This window comes from Paraburkholderia sp. BL9I2N2 (genome assembly GCF_004339745.1).
Taxonomy (GTDB): Bacteria; Pseudomonadota; Gammaproteobacteria; order Burkholderiales; family Burkholderiaceae; genus Paraburkholderia.
Genome location: NZ_SMGP01000002.1, coordinates 1710483 through 1733614 on the forward strand (window position 1 = coordinate 1710483; position 23132 = coordinate 1733614).

General features: G+C 63.2%; 27 protein-coding genes and 1 pseudogene. 19 read left to right on the forward strand and 9 right to left on the reverse strand.

Annotated features, from left to right (window positions below; translation table 11 throughout):
- Positions 1 to 331 precede the first annotated feature (331 nt).
- The 13 genes and pseudogenes from B0G74_RS29585 to B0G74_RS46830 all read left to right on the forward strand — a co-directional run.
- Complete coding sequence (locus tag B0G74_RS29585; RefSeq protein ID WP_132378882.1) at positions 332 to 610, forward strand: hypothetical protein; 279 nt, start codon at positions 332 to 334, stop codon at positions 608 to 610.
- Between the two features lie 88 nt (positions 611 to 698).
- Positions 699 to 983 (forward strand): hypothetical protein, encoded by a 285-nt coding sequence (locus B0G74_RS29590; protein WP_132378884.1) that lies wholly within the window; start codon positions 699 to 701, stop codon positions 981 to 983.
- A 183-nt stretch (positions 984 to 1166) separates the two neighbouring features.
- Positions 1167 to 1376: a hypothetical protein gene (locus B0G74_RS29595; protein WP_132378886.1), complete on the forward strand. Its 210-nt coding sequence runs from the start codon at positions 1167 to 1169 to the stop codon at positions 1374 to 1376.
- 316 nt (positions 1377 to 1692) lie between these two features.
- Entirely contained in the window at positions 1693 to 1899 is a 207-nt protein-coding gene (locus B0G74_RS29600) for a hypothetical protein (RefSeq protein WP_132378888.1), read from the forward strand.
- 675 nt (positions 1900 to 2574) lie between these two features.
- On the forward strand, positions 2575 to 2853 hold the full coding sequence (locus B0G74_RS29605; RefSeq protein WP_132378890.1) for a hypothetical protein: 279 nt from the start codon (positions 2575 to 2577) through the stop codon (positions 2851 to 2853).
- An 88-nt stretch (positions 2854 to 2941) separates the two neighbouring features.
- Positions 2942 to 3226, forward strand: coding sequence for a hypothetical protein (locus B0G74_RS29610; protein WP_132378884.1), 285 nt, complete (start codon positions 2942 to 2944; stop codon positions 3224 to 3226).
- Between the two features lie 183 nt (positions 3227 to 3409).
- Positions 3410 to 3619: a hypothetical protein gene (locus tag B0G74_RS29615; RefSeq protein ID WP_132378892.1), complete on the forward strand. Its 210-nt coding sequence runs from the start codon at positions 3410 to 3412 to the stop codon at positions 3617 to 3619.
- A gap of 399 nt (positions 3620 to 4018) precedes the next feature.
- Complete coding sequence (locus tag B0G74_RS29620; RefSeq protein WP_132378894.1) at positions 4019 to 4306, forward strand: DUF3303 domain-containing protein; 288 nt, start codon at positions 4019 to 4021, stop codon at positions 4304 to 4306.
- Positions 4307 to 4313: 7 nt separating this feature from the next.
- Complete coding sequence (locus tag B0G74_RS29625) at positions 4314 to 5951, forward strand: MFS transporter (RefSeq protein WP_132378896.1); 1638 nt, start codon at positions 4314 to 4316, stop codon at positions 5949 to 5951.
- A gap of 152 nt (positions 5952 to 6103) precedes the next feature.
- Positions 6104 to 6685, forward strand: a complete 582-nt coding sequence (locus B0G74_RS29630) for a TetR/AcrR family transcriptional regulator (RefSeq protein WP_243658343.1) — start codon at positions 6104 to 6106, stop codon at positions 6683 to 6685.
- Positions 6686 to 6778: 93 nt separating this feature from the next.
- Positions 6779 to 8005 carry a YbfB/YjiJ family MFS transporter gene (locus B0G74_RS29635; RefSeq protein ID WP_132378898.1) on the forward strand — a complete coding sequence of 409 codons (1227 nt, stop codon included), beginning with the start codon at positions 6779 to 6781 and terminating at the stop codon, positions 8003 to 8005.
- A gap of 154 nt (positions 8006 to 8159) precedes the next feature.
- Positions 8160 to 8315 (forward strand): DUF3309 family protein, encoded by a 156-nt coding sequence (locus B0G74_RS29640; RefSeq protein ID WP_012429014.1) that lies wholly within the window; start codon positions 8160 to 8162, stop codon positions 8313 to 8315.
- Between the two features lie 150 nt (positions 8316 to 8465).
- Positions 8466 to 8552 (forward strand): annotated as a pseudogene (locus tag B0G74_RS46830) (sugar dehydrogenase); the annotation flags it as partial.
- A 13-nt stretch (positions 8553 to 8565) separates the two neighbouring features.
- Here B0G74_RS46830 and B0G74_RS29650 read toward each other — a convergent pair.
- From B0G74_RS29650 to B0G74_RS29670, 5 genes are all read right to left on the reverse strand, one after another.
- Positions 8566 to 9912, reverse strand: coding sequence for a four-carbon acid sugar kinase family protein (locus B0G74_RS29650; protein ID WP_132378900.1), 1347 nt, complete (start codon positions 9910 to 9912; stop codon positions 8566 to 8568).
- A gap of 26 nt (positions 9913 to 9938) precedes the next feature.
- Complete coding sequence (locus tag B0G74_RS29655; RefSeq protein ID WP_132378902.1) at positions 9939 to 11237, reverse strand: ribulose-bisphosphate carboxylase large subunit family protein; 1299 nt, start codon at positions 11235 to 11237, stop codon at positions 9939 to 9941.
- On the reverse strand, positions 11234 to 11773 hold the full coding sequence (locus B0G74_RS29660; RefSeq protein ID WP_132378904.1) for a VOC family protein: 540 nt from the start codon (positions 11771 to 11773) through the stop codon (positions 11234 to 11236). The genes B0G74_RS29655 and B0G74_RS29660 overlap by 4 nt, the downstream gene beginning before the upstream one ends.
- Before the next feature lie 102 nt (positions 11774 to 11875).
- On the reverse strand, positions 11876 to 13762 hold the full coding sequence (locus tag B0G74_RS29665) for a TRAP transporter large permease subunit (RefSeq protein WP_132378906.1): 1887 nt from the start codon (positions 13760 to 13762) through the stop codon (positions 11876 to 11878).
- Between the two features lie 62 nt (positions 13763 to 13824).
- Complete coding sequence (locus B0G74_RS29670; protein ID WP_132378908.1) at positions 13825 to 14850, reverse strand: TRAP transporter substrate-binding protein; 1026 nt, start codon at positions 14848 to 14850, stop codon at positions 13825 to 13827.
- A gap of 198 nt (positions 14851 to 15048) precedes the next feature.
- On the opposite strand from B0G74_RS29670, the gene B0G74_RS29675 reads away from it, so the two are divergent.
- Positions 15049 to 16104, forward strand: a complete 1056-nt coding sequence (locus B0G74_RS29675; RefSeq protein ID WP_132378910.1) for a LacI family DNA-binding transcriptional regulator — start codon at positions 15049 to 15051, stop codon at positions 16102 to 16104.
- A gap of 501 nt (positions 16105 to 16605) precedes the next feature.
- Positions 16606 to 16974: a hypothetical protein gene (locus tag B0G74_RS29680; RefSeq protein ID WP_132378912.1), complete on the forward strand. Its 369-nt coding sequence runs from the start codon at positions 16606 to 16608 to the stop codon at positions 16972 to 16974.
- A 77-nt stretch (positions 16975 to 17051) separates the two neighbouring features.
- Here B0G74_RS29680 and B0G74_RS29685 read toward each other — a convergent pair whose 3' ends face one another.
- Entirely contained in the window at positions 17052 to 17414 is a 363-nt protein-coding gene (locus B0G74_RS29685) for a LysE family translocator (protein WP_279388628.1), read from the reverse strand.
- A gap of 365 nt (positions 17415 to 17779) precedes the next feature.
- Between B0G74_RS29685 and B0G74_RS29690 the strand changes: the two genes are divergently transcribed.
- Positions 17780 to 18253 (forward strand): Lrp/AsnC family transcriptional regulator, encoded by a 474-nt coding sequence (locus B0G74_RS29690; RefSeq protein WP_132378914.1) that lies wholly within the window; start codon positions 17780 to 17782, stop codon positions 18251 to 18253.
- Between the two features lie 40 nt (positions 18254 to 18293).
- Here B0G74_RS29690 and B0G74_RS29695 read toward each other — a convergent pair whose 3' ends face one another.
- Positions 18294 to 19523 carry a YbfB/YjiJ family MFS transporter gene (locus tag B0G74_RS29695; protein WP_132378916.1) on the reverse strand — a complete coding sequence of 410 codons (1230 nt, stop codon included), beginning with the start codon at positions 19521 to 19523 and terminating at the stop codon, positions 18294 to 18296.
- A gap of 274 nt (positions 19524 to 19797) precedes the next feature.
- Here B0G74_RS29695 and B0G74_RS29700 point away from each other — a divergent pair, with 274 nt between their 5' ends.
- The 3 genes from B0G74_RS29700 (at position 19798) to B0G74_RS29710 (ending at position 21960) form a co-directional block, all read left to right on the forward strand.
- A complete protein-coding gene (locus B0G74_RS29700; RefSeq protein ID WP_132378918.1) occupies positions 19798 to 20463 on the forward strand; it encodes a nitroreductase in 666 nt (221 codons plus the stop codon).
- 153 nt (positions 20464 to 20616) lie between these two features.
- Entirely contained in the window at positions 20617 to 21096 is a 480-nt protein-coding gene (locus B0G74_RS29705; RefSeq protein ID WP_132378920.1) for a hypothetical protein, read from the forward strand.
- Between the two features lie 12 nt (positions 21097 to 21108).
- On the forward strand, positions 21109 to 21960 hold the full coding sequence (locus tag B0G74_RS29710; RefSeq protein ID WP_132378922.1) for a hypothetical protein: 852 nt from the start codon (positions 21109 to 21111) through the stop codon (positions 21958 to 21960).
- Positions 21961 to 21980: 20 nt separating this feature from the next.
- On the opposite strand, the gene B0G74_RS29715 is transcribed toward B0G74_RS29710, so the two are convergent.
- The gene (locus B0G74_RS29715) at positions 21981 to 22676 is read right to left on the reverse strand and encodes a 4'-phosphopantetheinyl transferase superfamily protein (RefSeq protein ID WP_132378924.1); all 696 of its coding nucleotides are present in this window, start codon (positions 22674 to 22676) and stop codon (positions 21981 to 21983) included.
- Between the two features lie 91 nt (positions 22677 to 22767).
- Positions 22768 to 23070 carry a hypothetical protein gene (locus B0G74_RS29720; protein WP_132378926.1) on the reverse strand — a complete coding sequence of 101 codons (303 nt, stop codon included), beginning with the start codon at positions 23068 to 23070 and terminating at the stop codon, positions 22768 to 22770.
- Positions 23071 to 23132: the final 62 nt, after the last annotated feature.

A 23132-nucleotide genomic window follows, 5' to 3' on the forward strand; every position in this document is an offset into this window, starting at 1 on the left:
TACATGTGCCGCTTCGATACTAGCTCCCGCTCCGTGCTTTCGCAAACCAGGATTGGCCCGCTGCCTGCGCGGCGAGCCCGAGTCGTGCGACATCCAACAGCATGCGGCGGTCTGTCGGGCATATGCCGTCAGTCGTTTGATCGCTTTCACGCGGCTGTTCGCTACCGTGAACCCGGCACTGCAACGCGAAACCCTTGTGCAGCAGGCCTCCACCAACTTTCTTAGGAACCTTGAATATAACTGGCACAGCCCGTGCATTAGTGATACCCGAGCAGACAAGTTGCTCGCACCCAACCGCAAGACCCTGACCTTTACCTTCTGGAGACTCACCATGAACACGCTGATGATCAAAGACCTGTCCATCACCGAACAACTCGACAGCAAGGCCATGAGCGCCGTGCGCGGCGGCACCGGCTACTATCCGCCCTCGTCGTACTTCAACTTCAGCCCCGTCTTTGCTCCGAACAACAGCAAGAAGGTCGACGCCACCCAGCTGATCAACACCGAACTGAACCTGCAGAACGCCAACGGCAACAACGTCGCGTTCGCCACCGGCATCAGCTCGACGGTCAACCCGTACATCTCCACGAGCAACAACATCCACGTGTAACACGCGGCCTGGCGAGGCGACCGGTTCGCCGGTCCGCTTCGCCTGCCCACGATTACCCCCGTCTTCCGCGCACCTTTGGAGAAGCACCATGTCATCCCTCATGATTCGCGATCTGTCCGGCACCCGCGAGCTCGACCGCCGCGCCATGTCGGCGGTGGCCGGCGGCACCGGCAGCAGCGTGCCCGGCCTGCCCTCGGTCGCCGGCCTTGGCGGCATTGCCAACGTCAACGTCTCGATCAACCAGAACCTCAACCAGCTGCAGTACGTCAACGTCGCCGCACTCAACAACGTCGGCGTGATCGGCGCGGGCTTCGTGCCGCTGCACCTGAACGTCAGCCCGTCGCTGTGGGGCGCCAACTACGCCAACGTGTGACGGCTTGCCGTCGCGAGGGCCGGGGGGCCTCATTACTGTCGGCAGATCATCGCCGGCCAGCGAGCGGCAGACAGATTTCCTATACTGATAGTGCGAGGAGACCTCAGCACATTTCACGACACACCCGAGCGGCGGCCGGCGCATTGCACCGGCGCGCCGCTCGATTTCTTTCCTGGAGCCACCATGACCAAGCTGATCATCAGGGACCTCACCGATAGCGTCGAACTCGATCGTCAGGCGATGGCGGCCATCGTCGGCGGCGCGCCTATCGGCGCGCGGCTGAACGCGGCCGTGCCACTGGTGCCCGCTTCGGCACGCGTGGTCGAATATCCGCCGGGATTCCCCGCAGCGCATCAGACCATTGCCCGGGCCGCCGTGCAGCGCAAACCGTAGCGCGCCTCGCCCAAGCGTCGCACAGTCACAGCAACGGCACGCGTCACCCACGCGTGCCGTTTGCTTTTGTTGCCGGCGGAGCGGCGTGAGCCGACATTCCACACGCGATTGGTCGGGCCTCGACGAACAGTCCCCTCGATTCTTGCGCTCACGGAACGTCATGCTCGGCGAACGCATGACGTCTATCGCTTGCTGGCCTTGTGTGGCCGCCTCGCATTCGGTTTCCTCGCTCATCGCGCACAAATTGGCATAACCCTTGCAGAACGAAGGCTGAGCACCGCATCGTGCTCGCCTATCCACCTTCAGGAGTAACGCCATGAAATCCACGCTCATCATCAAAGACCTACCGCGCTCCGCGGATCAAGTACACGACGAAATGACGCTCACCGCCGAGCAGATGAAGGCGCTGCGCGGCGGCCGTTCCGTCGTCGTCACAGTCGACCGTGGCCCGCTCGGTCACGTCGACGATTTTGAAATCAACACCGCCATTTTCGAAGGACGCATTGGCGGAACCTACTTATAGGACGCGCGAGATGTCCGCAATTAGAAACAGGCCTCCTTCACGTCTTCGCCGTTGGAGGGGGCCTGTTCATTGACGTGTTGAATGTCCCACGTCTCGTTTTCTTATCGATGCATGCCTCCTGCCAGGCAACCCGTTTCAAGCGGCGTCGGCTTGACGCTCACACTTCGACGCCACCACGTTGAACGACACCTCTTCGGCCACTGCTTCGTCCAGGCCAACCAATCGATCGAATTCCTCGCACGAAGTCATCGAGTCTGCACCGGCATCGGGCGACCGTTGAAGCGATCCGCGTCTACGACGGCATAACAACCGACCGCGCGGTGCCGCGAATCTCACGCGCGTTCTTCGATTCCAGATCGACACCTTCCGCATCCTCTCGAAGTCTGAACGCCACCGGTCAGGGCGGGTCCGTTCGCCACTGCCCATGTCGTGCGACATCCAACAGCATGCAGTGGTCTGTCGGGCATATGCCGTCAGTCGTTCATCGCTTCCACGCGGCTGTTCGCTACCGTGAACCCGGCACTGCAACGCGAAACCCTTGTGCAGCAGGCCTCCACCAACTTTCTTAGGAACCTTGAATATAACTGGCACAGCCCGTGCATTAGTGATAACCGAGCAGACAAGTTGCTCGCACCCAACCGCAAGACCCTGACCTTTACCTTCTGGAGACTCACCATGAACACGCTGATGATCAAAGACCTGTCCATCACCGAACAACTCGACAGCAAGGCCATGAGCGCCGTGCGCGGCGGCACCGGCTACTATCCGTCCTCGTCGTACTTCAACTTCAGCCCCGTCTTTGCTCCGAACAACAGCAAGAAGGTCGATGCCACCCAGCTGATCAACACCGAACTGAACCTGCAGAACGCCAACGGCAACAACGTCGCGTTCGCCACCGGCATCAGCTCGACGGTCAACCCGTACGTCTCCACGAGCAACAACATCCACGTGTAACACGCGGCCTGGCGAGGCGACCGGTTCGCCGGTCCGCTTCGCCTGCCCACGATTACCCCCGTCTTCCGCGCACCTTTGGAGAAGCACCATGTCATCCCTCATGATTCGCGATCTGTCCGGCACCCGCGAGCTCGACCGCCGCGCCATGTCGGCGGTGGCCGGCGGCACCGGCAGCAGCGTGCCCGGCCTGCCCTCGGTCGCCGGCCTTGGCGGCATTGCCAACGTCAACGTCTCGATCAACCAGAACCTCAACCAGCTGCAGTACGTCAACGTCGCCGCACTCAACAACGTCGGCGTGATCGGCGCGGGCTTCGTGCCGCTGCACCTGAACGTCAGCCCGTCGCTGTGGGGCGCCAACTACGCCAACGTGTGACGGCTTGCCGTCGCGAGGGCCGGGGGGCCTCATTACTGTCGGCAGATCATCGCCGGCCAGCGAGCGGCAGACAGATTTCCTATACTGATAGTGCGAGGAGACCTCAGCACATTTCACGACACACCCGAGCGGCGGCCGGCGCATTGCACCGGCGCGCCGCTCGATTTCTTTCCTGGAGCCACCATGACCAAGCTGATCATCAGGGACCTCACCGACAGCGTCGAACTCGATCGACAGGCGATGGCGGCCATCGTCGGCGGCGCACGTATTGGCGCGCGGCTGAACGCGGCCGTGCCACTGGTGCCGGCTTCGGCACGCGTGGTCGAATATCCGCCGGGGTTCCCCGCAGCGCATCAGACCATTGCCCGGGCCGCCGTGCAGCGCAAACCGTAGCGCGCCTCGCCCAAGCGTCGCACAGTCACAGCAACGGCACGCGTCACCCACGCGTGCCGTTTGCTTTTGTTGCCGGCGCCCCGCAATAGTTAACGTGAACAACCCACGAGATATTCCCAGCTGGCAACAGCCCTCTTCGCTTTTTCGCCACGAAAGAGCGCTTGTTCAATTAGCCTGGTGAATGTCCGCACGCGGCGACGCCGGCCGCCCTACGCTCACCTATGATGCTTAGGACGCCACGTGGTTTTCTGATCGCTGTCCGCCAATAGCACGCACTATTCGGACAGCTAGCGGGCGCAGAGTGAACACGGCGCACCGCAACCGCGACGCGCCGTACCCATAAGCGACGATGGCAGCGCGCCACGAGCCGGCATCGCCAATTCGGATTGGAGACGCGCAATGAAATTTATCGTCCTTTGGAATGGTCTGCCGACCGCCGAGAGTTCCGTCATCGAACGTTTTATGAAGACCGGCGGCCGGGTGCCGGAGGGAGTCAAATTGCTGGGACGCTGGCACGCTATCGGCGGCTTGCATGGCGTTGCGATCGTCGAGTCTGACGACACGGGCGCGATGGCGGCGCTGGCGCTCGAATGGGGCGACCTGCTCACGATGAACATCTCCCCAGCCTTGACCGACGAAGAACTGGGCGGCGCCCTCGGCAAATATGCCGCAGCGGGTAACAAGTAAGCACGCCATGAGCGCCGGGCTCGCCGCGCCGCTTCCGAGCGGGCAACTGCTGCCGTTTCGCGAATCGCTGCTTGCGATGCTCGGCATCGCCTTCGTCGCGATGCTGGTGGCGCTGGATCAAACCATCGTCGGTACGGCGCTGCCGCGTATCGTCGCCGAACTGAAGGGCTTCGACCTGTACGCATGGGTCGCGACGTCGTACATGCTGGCCTCGGTCATCACGATTCCCATCTTCGGGCGGCTGGGCGATCTATTCGGCCGCAAGCGGTTTCTGATCGCCGCGATCCTCTTGTTCACCGGCGCCTCGGTATTGTGCGGGCTCGCCAACAGCATGTTGTTGTTGGTGATTTCGCGCGGCCTGCAAGGGATCGGTGGCGGCATTCTGATCGGCACGGTGTTCGCCACCGTCGCTGATCTGTTTCCCAATCCGAAACTGCGGCTGCGCTGGCTGGTGTTCGTCACCTCCGCCTTCGGCGTGTCGAACATGATCGGACCGACCCTCGGCGGAATGCTGACGCAGTACGGCGGCTGGCGGCTGGTGTTTTTCGTCAACGTGCCGGTCGGGATCTTATCGCTGCTGTTCGTTCAACGCTTTCTGCCGCCGCTGCTTCACCTGCGGCACAAGGGGCCCGTGCGGCTCGACTGGCTTGGCGCGTTCGTGCTCGCAGTCACGTTCGGCTCATTGCAAGTGCTGATCGAACTGTTTCCGAGGCGCGGTTTCGACACCACGACAGTCGTGCTGACCATCGTAGCTGCGACTTGCGGGCTGATTCTCTGGCTATGGGAGCGGCGCATCGGCTATCCGATCGTGCCCGTTGACATGCTCATGGACCGCAAGCTCTCCGCGCTCTTCGCGATGTCGGTGCTCGGCGGCTTCGCGCTCTTTTCGCTGGTGTTCTACGTACCGCTGCTGTTTCAGGGCGGCTACGCGATGTCCGCGCATGACTCCGGCATGCTGATCACGCCGCTGCTGCTCGGCACGACCGTAGGCAGCGTGCTCAACAATCGTATCGTCACACGGATCCGCCGCGCGAACGGCATCATGTATGCCGGTTTTGCGCTGTCCGCGCTCGCCTGTCTCAGCGTAGTCGTACTGCGAGGCACGGAACCGCATCTGGTGTGGGCGTCGTGCATGGGGATCAGCGGGCTCGGCCTCGGTCTGGTGGCAACCAGCCTGACAGTCTGTTCGCAGCAGATCGTCGCGCGAGATCATGTCGGCGCAGCCACCGCGCTGCTTCAATCACTGCGGACGTTCGGCGGCATGCTCGGCACGGTGATGACCGGCGCGTTGCTCGGGCATCTCTATTCGCGCGGCGTGCATCGCTCACTCGATTCCTATCAGGCGACGCAGTGGTTCAAATCCTTCGCCAGTCCTGAACTGTTGGTGGATCGCGCGGAGCAGGCCGCGCTGATCAATCGTCTGGTGAGTGCCGGCCAGTCGGGCGACGCCATGATGAGATCCGCGCGCGAAGCGCTGGTGCAATCCATTCACATCGGCATTCTGGTGGCGGGCGCCGCCGCGTTGATCGGCCTGTGTCTCGCGTGGTTCGTGCCCCCCGTGCGAATCAGCTATCCGGACACCGAACTCGCACCGGACGGGCAACCGTCCGCCGACGCCCTGCCTCCAAATCGCAGCGCACTGTAAACGCGCCGCCGGACGTCCTCAAATCTTCTTCTTGCGTTATGTATCACTCGATATATAATCGCCTTCTATATCGACTGATACAGAACTAGTCGTCAGTGACGCTGGAAGGACATTCACCATGGCAAGACCCCCGCGAATTCGATGAACACGAGGTGCTGGAAGCCGCCAGCGCGGCCTTCTGGACGAAGGGCTACGAGGCGACCTCCACGCGCGACCTGGTCAAATCGACCGGCCTGACGCAGCCGAGCCTCTACAACGCGTTCGGCGACAAGCGCACGCTGTATCTGCGAGCGCTCGAGCATTATCTCGAGCACACCTTGCGCGAACGGATCCGGCGATTGGAACGCACCGTATCGCCGGCTCTAGGCATCACGATGTTTTTCCAGGAGATCCTTGAGCGAACGCTTGCCGATCCCGCCCAGCGCGGCTGCATGCTGGTGAACTCGGCGCTGGAAACCACATCGGAGGACGAAATATTCCGTGACATCGTCGCCACGGAATTCGCCGAAATCCGCGCGTTTTTTTACCGCTGCGTGGTTGCGGCCGGCGAGAGCGGCGAAATCACCACCGTCGTTTCCGCCGATGACGCCGCCACTCATCTGCTCGCCACATTGATCGGCGTTCGCGTTCTCGCGCGCGTCAATCCGCAACAGGCGCTGCTCATCGGCGCGATCGCGCCGGTGTTGCTGCTACTCGGTTTGCCTGCCCTGCCGGCAACAGACAACGACGTCTGAGCTAGGCGCCTGACAAGGCGCGCCCCTTCGCTTCGCTTTCCCCACCGACATCCGGCAGCGCCGCTACCAGCGCGCACCGGTAAAGGAACCGTCATGTCCGCTGCACCCATAGCGTCCGATAGTCCAGTCTCACTCGATGCCCGCGCGCTCTTCGCAACGCTCGCGGGGCTGTGCGGCAGTCTCGTCGCCATCGGCCTCGCCCGCTTCGCGTACACGCCGTTGATTCCCTCGCTGATCCAGGCGCACTGGTTCACGTCGTCGCAAGCGGTCACGCTCGGCGCGGCGAACTTCGCCGGCTATCTGGTCGGCGCGTTCATCGGCCGTCCGCTCGCAGCAGCACTATCGAACCGCAGCGCGTTGCGCATGCTGATGGCGGTGGTGACGGCCGCCTTCTTCGCCTGCGCGTATCCGCTTTCGGTGAGCTGGTTTTTCACGTGGCGTTTGTTGTCGGGCATTTCCGGCGGAGCGATCATGGTGCTGGTAGCGACATCGATTCTTCCGCACATTCCGGCGCCGCGCCGTGGCTTCGTGAGCGGCATGATCTTTCTTGGACTCGGCTTGGGTATCGCGGCATCCGGCACATTGATTCCGCAGTTGCTTCACTATGGTTTGCAAACCACGTGGATCGGTCTCGGCGCGGTGGCACTGGTGCTGACCGTAGTGAGCTGGTTCGGCTGGCCTTCGACGAATCCACCCGCACCGGTCGTGCCGTCCGGCGCGCATCACGCGGCACGCCCTCACGGCTTGACCCTGCGCGTGCTGTACGCGCAATACGCGGCGAACGCCCTCGGTCTCGTGCCGGCGATGGTACTGCTCGTCGACTATGTCGCTCGCGGCCTGGGACGCGGCGCGGCAATCGGCGCGAACTACTGGGTGCTGTACGGCCTCGCTGCGATCGCCGGACCGGTGATCTGCGGCAACGTGGCCGATCGCATCGGCTTTGGCAAGGCGTATCGCGTCGGACTGCTTCTGCAAGCGGCCGCTGTCGCCATGCTCGCGTTTTCGGGCAGCTCGTTCGTGCTGGCGGCATCGACCGTAATTCTCGGCATCTTCACGCCAGGCATCGTGCCGCTCGTGCTCGGCCGCATTCATGAACTGGTGCCGCACGATCACACCGAACAACGAGCCGCATGGAGTCGCGCGACCACAGCCTTCGCGCTCTTCCAAGCGCTCGGCGGCTATGGGTACTCGTACCTCTTCTCGCATACGCATAACGACTACGCGTTGATCTTCACCTGTGGAGCAGTCGCGCTAAGTATTGCCTTCGTCGCTGATCTCCTTGCGTCGCGTATCGGCGCCGCACGTCACACCGCGATGTAACTGGTTTCGAACGGTGCCCGCTCGACTTTTAGCCTTGGGCATGCGGCTTGCTCAACCATGACACCGATACTGCCTTTCGCAGGAACGCCCGCAGGGCGTGCCTTGCGCGGCTGTCGTGAAGGCAGGTCCAATCAACCAGGCGGAGGTCATTCATATGTTGGGAACTATTCTTCTAGTCGTGCTGATTCTTCTGCTCATCGGTGCGCTCCCCACGTGGCCGCACAGTCGTGCGTGGGGTTACGGTCCTACGGGTGGTCTAGGCCTCGTTGTGATCGTGGTAATCGTATTGCTGGTCGTCGGCGTCATATAGCCACAACTTGCTTAAGCATTTCGTAGTGCCCGTGTTCTTCGGAATCGGGTCGGCCGCCGGATATCGGTGCAGTTCGCTGCATGGATATCCGGCGGCCTTGCTATATGGATGGTCGATGCACATTCCCACCTTGTCACGCCGGGAGCAGCGATGGAAAAGTTACTCGCGAATCAGGTCGCTCTGGTCACGGGAGTAAGTTCGGGCATTGATTCCGGCGTCGCCAAAGCGCTCGCGGATGAGCGCGCGGTCGTCAGCCGTTGCCTTCGAGCAGTTGCTCGAACAGATCCCCGTCGCCCATTTGCCCGCCTTTGAGCATGATCTCCATGCCGTCGAGTTCCGCGCGATCGGCGTGGAGACGGCACACTGTGACGCCCGCCGATAACGGCGCGAGATACGAGAGTCCCCATGCGCCGAGCGCGCGTACGGCGAAACTCGACGTATCGCCGCCCGCTATGCCGATGCGGTGCAAGCGCACGGCGCCGAGTACCTGTTGCAAGAGTGACGCACAGGCATGCGCGAGTTGCGGCAGCGCGCCGCTTTCGCTCGACGCGCGGCGCGTCGTGAAAGCCAGCACGTTGCGTCCGTCGCGCAAGGGCCCGGCTATTGCGGCCACGCGCTCCGCCAGATAATCGGAGCCTGCGTCACCGATCATTTTCAGCGGATCCAGTTCCACACGCAGGTAGGATGGCGCGGCGCCAATCTGTACCTCGGTCAATGGCGAGAGACTGCCCGCCAGCACGAATACGGGGCCGCGTGCGGGAGCCAGCGGCGGCGTGGTTCGGATTTCCGCCGTGGCATCTTTAACGCAGTGGTCATGCGCCAACGCATAAGCCTGCGCGACGCTGCTCGCACCGACCGCGAGCAATGGCGCCGACGCCGCGGCACGACGCGCGATCATGCGGCCAATCGCCAGCAGATGCGAATCGTCGAGCACGTCGAACAGCACGGCGTCGGGTTTCGAATCGAGCCGGTGTTGCACTTGCGCCTGAAGTTCGGCGTCGCCGTGCGCATAGCAGCGCCAGTCGATCGATTGCACATTCTTCACACCTTGGCGCTGAAGATGCACACGCAAGTCCGCTTCGTTCATCGGCGTAACGGGATGGCGGCTCATCGTCGGATGACGGTCGATGCGGTAGATCGACTGCGCGCTATCATCCGCGCCGGCTGCCGCGAAGAGTTCGCCGAACACGCAATAGCGCCGCAGATTCGGCTGACCGCCAACCACCGCGACGAGTTCGTTCGCGCAGTACTCGCGCAACGTGCGGATCGCCACGCCGATACTGCCGGTTTCCGGCGCGCTATCGAACGTCGAGCACACCTTGTAGTGCATCACCCGCACGCCGAGCGCGGCGAAGGCGGCGCCGACACGCTCGAGTTCCCGCCGTTGCGTGGCGGGCGGCATGGTCCGCGCGGCGCCCGCTACGCCGAGTGCGTCGAGCCGGCCGAGCATCGAAAGACGCGCGCCATCCGGCGGGGCGAAGAACAGCATGGTGCGCAAACCAGCGCGAGCGAGATGGGCCAGCGTGTCGGTTGCGCCGGTGAAGTCGTCGCCGTAGAAGGCGTAGGCCGGACCGTTGCTATGTGCTTCGTCGCTCATCTTTTGTTCCGTGCCGCCGGTGATGTTCACGTGCGGCTGCCGAAAAACGCCAAGGCGCGCCGCAACTCCGGCATGTGCTCGGCGTACACCGGCAGCGGCGTGCCCGCCTGCACCGCAGCCCACGCCTGGCGCACGCTCGTGACGCCCGCCGCGGGACCGTCCGGATGCGCGAGAATGCCGCCGCCCGACATGAACAGCAGGTCGGTGGAGCGCGCGGCGTCATATGTCGCTTGCACGGTGCCGGCCCATTGCCCTGATGAAAACGCCGGCAGCACGGTATCGTCGCAACCGGCGGCGAGCGGCGTCGCGCAATCGCGCGCCGATTCGATCACTTCGGCGTCGCTCTGCGCGAATTTGCCGGCAAGGCCATGCACGTGCATATGATCGACGCCGCTCAGTCGCCACAACGACTGATACGCCTGAAACGACATGCCCAACGCCGGATCACGCGACATCATGCCGTAGCCGTTGCGGTGCGCGTGAAGCACGAGCGGCGTCGCGCGGCGCAGCGTCTGGATCGCGGAAAAGCCGCACCAGTTGATGCTCGCCATCACGCAACTGCCGCCCTCGCGTTCGACCAGTTCCGCGTGACGGCGCATGGCGTCGAGGTCGTCGGTGATATTGAACGCGACCATCACAGGACGGCCGCTGCGTTCACGGTAGCGGCGCACTTCGGCCATCACCGCCCGCACGCGCTCCGCCAGCGGCGCGTGGGCGGGATTCGCGCATACTTCGTCATCCTTGATGAAATCGACGCCCGCTTCGCACAGATCGCGCGCCAGCGCCGCCGTTTCCGCCGCGCTCAGGCCGACGTTCGGCTTGATGATGGTGCCGATCATCGGCCTGTCTTTCACGTCCGTCAGCGCGCGCGTGCCGGCCACGCCATGACGCGGTAACTCGAACCGCGCACGGTACGAAGCCGGCAAGCGCAACGACAGCAGCCGCATGCCGGTCACTTCGCCGAGATCGTACAGATTGCCGGCGACGGTCGCGGCCAGCGTGGGCAGATTCGCGTCGATGTTGGCGAGCGGAAACGACAGCGTGATGCGCGCGCGCCGCCACGGTCCCGGCGTGCGTTGACGCTCGAGCCATGCGTTCGGCAAGCTGGGCTGCACCGCTGCCTCCAGTTCCTCGATGCGCAGCACGCTCGCGCGGCTGCGCGCGCGCAGCGCATCGGATTCATTGGCGACGCGCACGAACGTGCCGCTCGATTGCTCGCCGGCCATGACATCGGCGACACGTGCGGGATCGAGCGGCGTCTCGATCAGATAGTCGGCCTCGAGCGTATCGTCGTCGACGGCGCGCGGTTGCAGCGTCTCGCTCATAGCGTGCCCAGATCGGGAAAGCGGCGCACCGGCTCGCGGCCGTCCCAGTCGCGCGACGCCGCGTAGATCATGTCGAAGAGCTTGCCCTTCGGCCCGGCGATCTCGGACAACTCGATTACCGTGCCGGGATGATTCTCGGTATCGAAGTAGACGAAGCGCCCGTTGCGCCCCACTTCGCCGCTCATCGCGACTTTGAAACCCTGCTCCTGCAGACGCGCAAGATCCGCGTCGAACGACGTGGTCCAGTACGCGTTGTGCTGCAAGCCGGTATGGCCCGCGGCGAGAAAGTCACGATACATCGAGGGCGCGTCGTTGCGTGTCTGGATCAGTTCGACCTGCAACGGTCCCGAGTTCGCCAGCGCCACCGAGTTGTGCACCTCGTACGATTGCCCACGGTAGGTGTAGTTCTCGATCGGCACGCGTTCGTTGTAAAACCACGGACCTACGCCGAGCACGCGGCTCCAGTAGTCCATCGCGGCTTCGATGTCCCGCACCACATAGCCTGCCTGCCGGATTTCGCCAAAGAAACGACTCATGAAACTCTCCCGATGCTGCGGGTTGAAAGACGAGCGACGCCCCGGCGCGGCGAAAACGCGGCGCCCGAAGGTCGAACCTGTTAATAAACTTGAGAGACCTGCTTAGAGAAAACCGATCGAAATCCAGGGAATCGCCGCGACCAGGATCAGGCCGACGATCAACGCGCCCATATACCCGACAATCGGACGAATGCCCGCATCGGGATTGACCTTGCTGATCGCGCACGCCGAGTAGTAGCCGACACCGAACGGCGGTGAAAAAAGACCCACGCCCATCGAAAGAATCACGACGATCGCGTAATGCACTTCGTGCACGCCCGCGAGCCGCGCGATGGGAAACAGCAGCGGCCCGAACAGCACAATGGCGGGAATCCCTTCGAGCACGCTGCCGAGCATCACGAACACGACAATCGACACCGCGAGAAAACCGTAGGCGCCGCCGGGCATCGAGCCCATGAGTTGCGCGAGGTCCTGCGAAAAGCCGGATTGCGTGAGCGCCCAAGCCATTGCCGTGGCGCAGCCGATGATGAAAAGAATCGCGCCGGACAAAGTCGCCGCATCCACCAGCATGCGGCCAAGCCGCCGCCATTCGAAGCGGCGATACACCAGCAGGCCGATCAGCATCGAATACGCGATGCCGATGGTCGACACCTCTGTCGCCGTTGCCACGCCTTCGACCACCGCCATGCGAATCACGAACGGCAACGCCAGCGCCGGCAGCGACACGATGAACAGACGCCCGATCTGCCGCTTGCTGAAACGCTGAGCGCCGCTCAGGTCTTCCTCGCGATAGCGCCACCACACCACCACGCACAGAATCAGCGCGAGCACCGCGCCCGGCAGCATGCCCGCGGTGAAGAGCGCGGATATCGACAGCCCCGTCACTGAACCGATCGTGATCAACACGATGCTCGGCGGAATCGTTTCGCTTTGTGCCCCGGTCGTGGCGAGCAGCGCGACCAGATCGCCTTCGGAAGCGCCGCGTTTTTTCATCTCCGGAAACAACACCGGCGCGATGGCCGCCATGTCGGCCACTTTCGAACCGGAGATGCCCGACACCAGATACATCGCGCCGATCAGTACGAACGACAACCCGCCATGCACGTGACCGACGAGACTTGCGAGAAACTCGATCATTGCGCGCGCCATGCCGGTCATTTCGATCAGCAAGCCGAGAAACACGAAGAGCGGCACAGCGAGCAGCACGAGATGCGACATGCCTTCGTCCATGCGGCCGACCACGACTTCGAGCGGCGTAAAGGTAGAGAGTCCCAGATAACCGAACGTGGCAAGCGCAAACGAGAAGCCGATGGGCACGCCAGAGAAAATCCCGATCGCCACTACGCCGACGAAAAAGATCACCAGATTGGTTTTGCCGAGCGTCTGAAACCACGGACCGGCGAACACGGCCACCGCGGCCAGCACAGCCGTGATTGCGAGCACGATCACGACGTCGCGCACACGGCTCACCTGGGCGAGACGGATCAGACCGACCAGCAGCATGAGCGCCGCGCCGATCGGCAAGGCGAGCGCGCGCCATGCGTTGCTGATCTGCAAGGCGGGCGTCACGATCGCTGCCTCGCCGGACGCATAGTCGTAGGCGGGAGCGATCAGCAGCGCAAGCAACGCGATCGATGCGGCGATCGCCAGCGTGTCGACGAACGCGCGCCGCTGCGGCGAGAGTCGACTGACGAGCGCCGTCATCCGCATATGTTCACCGCGCCGCAACGCAAGCACGGCGCCGAGCATGGCGAGCCACAGGAACAGAATCCCGGCCAGTTCATCCGACCACACGAGCGGCTGATGCAGCACGTAGCGGCACACCACGCCCGCGAGCATCACGACGATTTCCACGACGAGCAGCGCCGCCGCGCACACTTCGACGAGCGCGATCAAGCCGCGATCGAAACTCCTCAGCCAGCGGCGCGGCATGCTCGCCGCGTGCAACGGCACGCCCGCGTCCGCCGGATTCAATGCGTGATTCGACATCCTGCTGTCTCCTCGCGGCGACTCGCCGCGCTTCTTCTCAGGCTCACCCGTATGCGGCACGCTCAAGCCAGCTTGCCAACCGATTGTTCGAGCAGGTCCCACGCCTGATTGCCGAACTTGCTCTTCCACTCGGCGTAGAAACCCGCCTGGCGCAGCGCCGCGCGGAACGTGTCCGGCGCGGGACGGTTGATCGAGAGACCCTTGCTTTGCAGATCCGCGACCGCCGCGTCGTTCAGCTTGCGCACGTCTTCACGCTGCTTGAGCGCCGACTGGTTGAACGCGTCACTGGCAATGCCCTGCAGATCCTTCGGCAAGCGCTGCCACGCGCGCGGGTTCAGCACGAACCAGTAGCCGTCCCACATGTGATTGGTAAGCGAACAGAACTTCTGCACTTCGTAGAGCTTCGCGACCTGCACGATAGGCAGCGGGTTTTCCTGCGCATCGACGATATGCGTTTGCAGCGACGAATAGACCTCGCTGAATTGCAGGCTGGTCGGCGCAGCGCCGAGTCCCTTGAACATGTCGATGCTGAGCGGACTCACCGGTACGCGAATCTTCAGACCGCGCATGTTCTGCGCGCTGGTGATCGCACCGGTGCTGGTGGTCGTCTGACGAAAGCCGTTGTCCCACATCTTTTCAAACGATTCGAGTCCGGCCTTCTGCATCGCGGCGCGCACGTAGGCGCCGAGCTTGCCGTCCATGGCGCTCCACACCTGGTTGTAGTCGCTGAACGCAAAGCCCACCGCGTTGATCGCAACCGATGGCGCGAGCGTCGATACCACCAGCGCGGACGGCGTGAACATCTCGATGCCGCCGCTGCGCACCTGCGCGAGCATGTCGGTATCGCCGCCCAACTGGTTGTTAGGGAATATCCGGATCTCCATGCGCCCTTTCGACGCCTCTTTGATCTGATTGGCCGCTTCCTGCGAGCGCACGTTCAGCGGATGCGTGAGCGGCAGGTTGTTGCCGTACTTGAACACGAACTCCGGGCCGGACGCCGCGCGCACGATGGCCGGGAAGCCCAGCGCGCTGGCTACCGGCACGGCGGCTGCGGCACGCAGCAGGGTGCGTCTCGCGAGGTTGGTCATTTGAGCGTCTCCTTGCTTATAATTGATGTGACTGTCGAATCCATCAAAAACCATCATCGCCTGCTCGCTACGCCGTGATTTCCGGTCTCCGGTGTTGAGTCGTCGCGTGATAGCTGCAAGACTAGGCGTGCGCGGCAACTGCTGTCAAACCGCGAACTTGATGTTTTTTGATGGAATTCCCTTCTGCGAAGGACCGCTATGTCCGAAACGGTTCACCTCACCGCCGCCGCGCGCGCCCGCATTCCCGACATTGCACGCGCCGCCGGTGTTTCGACCGCCACAGTGGATCGTGTGCTCAACGGCCGCGAAGGCGTGCGCGCCGTGACGGCGCAACGCGTGCTGCAAGCGGCCGCCCAACTCGGCTATCTGCTCACGCCAGAGGCACCCGTCGTGCCCGCCTCGAAGCCGATGCGCATCGCGTTTCTGCTGCCCGCCGGCACCAACCGCTATTTGCACATGCTCGGCGACTACATCGACTTCGCACACGATCAGTGGAACGCGTTGGACATGAAGTGCCGCGTGCACTACGTCGAGAGTTTCAACCCGAAGGAACTGGCCGACCGTCTGTTGCACTACGGACAGCGTGCGGATGGCGTCGTGTTCATGGCGCTCGAACATCCGGTGGTGCGCGACGCCGTGAATGCATTGGCGGACCAGGGCGTGCCGGCCATCACGCTGATTTCGGACTTATCGAATGCGCGGCGGCTGGCTTACGTGGGCATCGACAATCGTGCGGCGGGACGTACCGCTGCTTTGCTGCTCGGGCGCTTCATGGGCCCTCGACCGAGCGGGAAGATCGCCATGCTCGCGGGCAGCCTCAACTATCGCGGGCATGAGGAACGCGAGATCGGTTTTCTGCATTTGATCGAATCGACGTTTCCACAAGTGCGCGTGATCGGATTGCGTGAGGGACACGACGATAGCGAACGCAACTATATGCAGACACGCAAGCTGCTGGAGCAGCATCCCGATCTCGCCGGCATTTACAACAGCGGCGGCGGATCGGATGGCGTGGCGCGCGCGATTGTCGAGGCGCGCTCAGAGCAGAAGATTCTGTTTGTCGGCCATGGCTTGACGCCTGACACGCGAGCGTTGCTGATCGACGGCACCATGGATGCGTTGATCACGCAAACGCCACAAGCGATGGTGGGAAATTGTCTGCGCATTTTTCGCAACGTGCGCGAGAAGCGTGACGCGATGAGCGACGTGAAGCCGGTGCAATTTAGCATCGTCCTGCGGGAGAATTTGCCTTGACGTTACCGTGGCGGCGTCGAACCAGACTTGCATGCGGTGAGGTTCGGCGCCGTACTCGGCAGCATCGAGCAGCCACCGCTGGCTTGAGATGACACGTCAGGCACGCCGGATGCTCAATCACCTTCGTATTCAAACCTCGATACGAAAGGAGATCACATCATGCCTTACCTTCTCGGCTGGTTGCTTGGCGTCCCGTTGATCGTACTGGTCATCCTGTACCTCATCTTCCACTAATCCATAGAACCTGCTCGTTTGCGCAGTTGATCCGAGGTTCGTTCCACTGCGCCGCAGCCCCACCCGGCTGCGGCGCGAAAGGCGGCGCCAGCGTCCGGGCGTCGCCTTTCGCGCGTCCGCGCGATGCATGCGCGCCGAGGCATCGAGGCACCTATCTTTCCGCTTGCGCTGCGCGGAATGGCGCGTAAAACTAACCTTCCCTAGTCCGCGCAAAATGCCATATCTGCACACGTGCGCTCAGAATGCGTGCGAGGCAAGGAGGGACCGATGGCCAGCAACGAGTACACGCTGTCACACCAGGACGTGGTGAAAGCCGTCATTATTCATCAGGATATTCACGAGGGTTTCTGGACGCTGAACATCAATTTCGACGTCGCCGCCAGCCACGGCCCACAACTGCCCGACCCGTGCCTTGCCGTGACGATCAAAGGCATCGGCATCATGCGCGCGTCGCCTGCCGATCCGTTCGCGATCGACGCCGCACTCGTCAATCCGCCGGCTCAGCATGTCGAGGGAACGGTACGCATCGCGGCGGCTGTCAACGGCGCGCATCAAAGCGGCATGCAATTCTGCCGCGACGTCTATCGCAATGTCGCGGTACAGAGCGCGGTCAAAGCGCCTACCAAACCAAGTTGATCGAGCAGCCACGCGTCGCTTTTAGTTCAAGGCGACGCGAGTGGTGCAGTGTCCGCCGCACGATCCAGTCGACGCGCTCAGCGCACCGCCGCCATCAGCGCGCCCATGCCGACCAGCACACTACCCATCAAACGATTCACGGCGCGCAGCCGCGTCGGCCGTTGTAAAACGGTGCGCAAGCGGTGCGAGAAAATTGCCGCCGACGCCACGCTCAACGCAAACACGCATGCAACTGTCGCGGCCAGCAAAAGATATTGCTGATTCGCGGACCAGTGCGCCTCATTCGAAGGAGCGCTAATGAACTGCGGAAAGAACGACGGAAAAAACAGCAGCGTCTTCGGGTTGAATCCCGAGGTGGCGACGCCGCGCCAGAACAGGCTTCGTTGCTGAGCGTCGGCAGCCAGCTCGACATCGGAAGGCGTGTGGTTGCGGCATGCCAGTACGTCCCGCCGCTATCCGCGCGGGTCGAGAAACCCGGTCGTGCGGACGATCATGCTGGCAGGCATTCGGTTAGGAACATGCGTCCATGCCCGGCGAGCGCGTCTTACGGCGCTGGTAACGCCGCAATTCGCCCGCGTGCTGCCTCCTGTGAAAGACAGCGAGACACCGGATGGCAGCTTGTGGCCGCGCAAGGCCGCAGGCGCGAGGCCCGCAGCCCGGACGGTTGTCCCGGGCATGAATGCACCATGAAAATATACCGGGACGCTGGCTGGATAGGCTTCTTAAAGCAATGATCTTCCCGCGCGATGTCGGGACAATCTTCCTTTAGAATGCGATTTTCCAGAACAAGCTTCCAGTACCGCCTATGACCACCCGAAATCGCTCGCTCGACAACCAGGATCGCAAGATCATGCGCGAGTTGCAAAAGAACGCGCGCCTCAGCAATGCCGAGCTGGCGGAACTGGTCGGCATGTCGACCACGGCGTGCTGGAATCGCACGCGTCAGTTGGAAACGGAGGGGTATATCCGCGGCTACGTCGCGCTGCTCGATCAGCAGAAGCTCGGCTTCGCGGACATCGTCCTGCTCGAAGTGACGCTGGACCGTCACGACGACGACGCCCTCGCCCGCTTCGGCGCCGAATTGGCGACGCTGACCGAAGTGCTGGAGGCGTATCTCGTGTCGGGCGACTACGACTATCTGGTGAAGGTGGCGGTCGATGGCACGGCGGGCTACGAGCGGTTTCTGCGCGAGAAGCTCTACAAGATCGCCGGCATCCGGCATAGCCGCTCGATGTTCGCCTTGCGTTGCATGAAGAGCATCCCGTCCGTGCAGGTGTGAAAAACGTGAAGCGCACTTGCCTGAATGCGCGGACTCACGTTCAGCGCAACGCTTTCTGACACGCCGCCAGCACCGCGCCCGCCGCGAGCAGCAGTGCGGAATACACGAGCCCGCGCGCGAGACCCGCGCCGTCCGAGACCCAGCCGATCACCATCGGTCCGACGATCTGCCCGAACGCGAACACGATCGTGAACGCGCTGATGCCTTTGGCCCAATGACTCGCGGGCAGATTGTGGCGCACGAAAGCCGTGGTCGACGCCACAGCGGAGAGAAACGTCGCGCCAAACAGCACGCCGGACACGAACGCCACCCACGGTTGCGTGAACAGCGCGGGCAGCAGCGTCGCGACCGCGAGCAAAGCGTTGAGCACCGCGAGCGCCTGGCCACCGCGCATGCGATCGAGCAACCCCGACCACACGCGCGCCGAGACCACCGTCGCCACGCCTAGCAGCAGATAAAAACCCGTAACGACAGCCGCGCTCATGCCCGCATTGCGCAGGAGTGCGACGATAAACGTCATGTAGCCGATATAGCCGACGCCGAACAAGCCGTAGCCCGCCAGCGCGAGACTGAATCGCAGCCAACGGGGTGCATCGGCGGCGGCGTGTGATTGCGTGGCCGACGACGCCGTCGCGTGCACGCTCTCGATTTTTCGCGCGGCGGCGATGGCCACTGCGGCGAGTACCGCACACGCGAGCGCGAGTGCGAACCACGCAAACTGCCAGCCGTGCGCGACGTTGAAGATAGTCAGCGGCACCAGCACCGACGACGCCACGATGCCCCATCCCGTGCCGCCGTAATACAAGCCGAGGACGAGCCCGGCGTCGTGCGGCCTCGCCGATGCGAGCCGCGCAGCCAACACGCCGCCGCTGATAAAAACCGCCGCGCTGCTCACGCCGGTGATCACGCGCAACACGAGCAGCGAGTCCGTGTCGGCAAGCAGACCGCTGATTGCCATCAGTAGCGCAGTCGCGACGCAACCGCCGCCGAACAATGCGCCGGCCGACCATCTGCGCGCAAGGCGCGGAAAAGCCAGCGCACCGAGCAGATAACCCAGCGCGTTGGCCGTATTCATCGCGCCGGCTTGCGCGAAGCTCCAGCCGAGGTCGAGTTTCATTGACGGCAACAGCAGTGCGTACGCGAAGCGTGCGAGGCCGAGCGCGATCGCGCTACCCAGCGACAACGCCGCGGCGAGCATCAGCGTGGGGACGCGTTGCGCCGCTTCGGTGGCCTCGGAAGTCGATGCGGTCTCGAATGTTTTTGTCGGCATGGGCAAGCGAAAGTGGGCAAGGAGGCTGCAGGCCGCTTTTGCCAAAAAGGCTGAATTCGGCACTTCGCCATCATATCCGGGGGCGCCGGGCGCGGTTGACCGTTAGTTGCGTTAGCAATTTACCGCTCGGCGGCTCGGGCTGCCCTGCGTTTCGCGCCGTGCGCCGAACGGGCTCGAAACCAATTCACCAACATTTCTTCTAAATGCGAATGATTTGCATTTACTAGCAAATTAGCTCATTATTCAGCCCATACCATTCGCCGAACCCGAGATCATGACGACGCTAGACATCAGCCGCCCCGAAACCGACAACCAGCGCCCGGCGGCAGCAAAGCCTGCCGCCGGCGCCGGACCGAAAGCTTCGGCGGCGCTCGAAGTCCTGCTGTCGCGTCAATCGCAATGGCCGCTGACCGAGCCCGGTCCGGCGGACGCCGAACTCGACCTGATCTTCGACGCCGCCTTGCGCGCACCGGATCACGGCAATCTGCGTCCCTGGCGCTTTGTGACGATTCGCGGCGACGCACGCGGACCGCTCGGCGACGTGCTGGTCGACCTCGCCTGCGCCCGCTCGCCGGACGAACCGCGTTCGGCGCATGCGCATCGCCGGCAGAAGGCATTTGCCGCGCCGCTGCTGATCGCGCTCGGCGCGGCAATCTCGACGCATCCCAAGGTGCCCGAGATCGAGCAATTGCTGGCCGCCGGCGCGGCGGCGATGAACATGCTCAACGCGATCCATGCGCTCGGCTTTGGCGGCTTCTGGTCCACCGGTCCGGACAGTTATGAACCGCGCTTGCATGACGCATTGGGCTTCGCGCCGAACGAGCGACTGCTCGGCTTCCTGTTTGTCGGCACGCCGAAAACGCCGGGGCAAGCACCGGCACGTCCGGCGCGCAGCGCACACGTGCGCGAGTGGCAGCCGACGCAGCCCGCTCAAACCTGAAGCAAGCGCCGGTAACGGCATCAAACGTGAGCATCTGACGCAGGCTCTGCGTCATCGCCCTTCCGTCGCACGCGACAAGCGCTGGCCTGCGACGCCGCACCCGTCCCATCCGGCCGGCGCGATTCATTGGACCGTGTCCATTCAGGAGCATCGATGAACTTTCGCTCTCAACATAGCAGCCGCCCGGAACTGATCGACGATCATCCGACCGATACCGCCGACGCGCCCGACCGCACCGTCCTGAGCGCCGTTCGCACATGGCTGCGGCCCGCCTGCGAAACGGCGCGCGGCGGCGTGCACTGGCGCGACATTCTCAGCGGCATAGGTCTGCGACCGGACGGCATCGAACACTTCGATCTACTGATGCGTTCGCTGATGCACGTGTCGTATCGGCCACTCGATATGCGCTGCCGCTGTGCCAGCGATCTCGGCAAGGACGAAGCGGTGATCCTGCAGACCATCGCGCTGCTGCAAAAAACGCATAGCGGTGCAGCGTTGCGCATGTTGAACGAATGGCTGCCCGCGCCCGCGGTGAGTGGCGTCCTGAAGCTGATTCGCTGGTTCGCCATCGATCTGCTCGACGCCGGTGTGGAACTCGACGTGCAAGCCCGGCGCGTCACGTACATGCATTGAGGAAGCAGGCCTATGCCATTGGAACTGGATCTGGCTTGCCCGGCGGCTTCGCGCCCGCGCGATAGCGGCGAGTCACGCGAAGTCGCCGCTGAACGCAGTGCTGGCGAACAAGCCGTGCAGCCCGCCCGCCTCGCACCCACTATTGCCGCCGCGGCCACACCCGTATTCCTGTCCCATCCGCTGACTCGCAGCTATCCGTACAACGTCGCCGCGCCGCGCGCAGGCGAGTTGCATCTTTGGCGGTTCCGCTGCGAATGGCTGCCGGTGCCTGTGCAAGAAGGCGATAGCTGGCTGTCGAAGAGCGAACGCGAGCGTGCGCGGTTGCATCCGAACGCCGCGTTGCGCAAACGCTTTATCAGCGCGCGAGTGGTGGTGCGCTGGATCGTCGGAAATCTGTTCGACTGCGAACCGCAAGCCGTCGATTTACAGGATGACGGCAACGAGAAACTGCGTGCGCGTCATCCTCGCGACGGCCGTGGCATCACAATCGATATCGCGTACGGCGGCATCTGGATCGTGATCGGCGTTGCGTCGGCGACGCTAGGATTGAGCGTCGTCGTGCCCTCGCCAGGCGCGGCGCCCGAGGAAACGCCGGAAGCCTCGCAACGCCGCGCTCGCTACGGCAGTCTTTGCAATGCGCTGCGCTATGCGCCCGTCGATATCGATGTCGAACTGCTGTTCAGCCACTCCGCAAACGGTGCGTTCGATCTCGCGGAACACGGCCGCTGGCATGTGCTGGATGTGCCGATGGCCGGCAAGATTCGCGCTGCGGTCGCGCTTGCGCAGCCGGCCATGCAGCGACTCACACAGGTCCACGCGTTCGGCTGGCCGAAGGCTTTGGCGTTCGGACAGGTCAACGCTTAGCGCGCCGTGTTTGTTTGCGATTACCGAAGCGCGGTCACTGACCACGCGACGCACGCAGCGTAGCTGTCCGGTGCCACAAGCCAGTGCGCGGCGACATCGCACATATCGTCTGGAATCTGCTTGCGCAGCGTCACGCGCTTGCTCTCACGCGGTAGCACGGTCAGATGTTGCAATCCGCGCGTGATGCCCACGCCCGTTGTTTTGACGAGCGCTTCCTTGGCGACCCACGCATCGTAAAACGCAGCGCTCTGCTGACCTACGTCGAGGCGTTCGATCCACGCGACTTCTTCCGGATCGAGCGTCAAGGCCGCAATCGAATGCCAATCGAATTTGTCGCTGTGCTGCTCGATATCGACGCCCACGCGCCGAACCGGCGACATCGCGATCAGTCCATGCGCACCCGCATGCGATACATTGAAATCGAAGCGATTCGAATCCGCGAGATGGGGTCGGTGATTGACGTCGGGCGCAAAACGCACGGCGTGTGCCGCCATGTCGAGCCGCCGCGCGAGCTCTTCACGCAGCGCGGCGCGCACGGTCGCGAAGCGCAGCGCGTCATCATGGCGGCGAAAGGTGCGGGCTCGCGTGCGTTCGTCCTCGCTGAGGGATGCAAAGGCCGGCGCGTCGAGCGACGCAGTGAAGTCGATGTCGATCCGCCACAACGCAATGTCGGACGGGCCATCGTGCGGCAGCGGAACGGGGTCGATCGAATACATGCAAAGGTTCGGACGTAATGGGCGCAATCGCGGACGCATAACCGCGACTCTACCCGATATGACGTACGAAGCCATCGATCTCGAGCGACGCTCAAACCTTCGGCGTGTCACCGATGTGGCACATCAACTGACAGAGGGCGGGGTGGCATCCGAGAGACGGCGGCACGTTCTTCGCACAGGCAGCGAACTGCCGCGACCAGATCGCATCGTCAGGTGCTCCTGCCTGAGCGCCACGGGAAATTTTTTCACGGCACGCTGTCAGCGTCGCAGCCAACGCTTTCGCGCTCAAAGGATGCGCGTAATTCACCGTTGGATAGTCGCTAAACAACTGCCCCAACGGCAAATCTTCGACCGACGCCAATTCTCCGACGGCGAGTTGCGTGGCGATTTGCAACACTTCGCACTCGACTTCGAAAAAAAAACGATTCAGACGCTGCACGGCCAGGCGCGTAATGG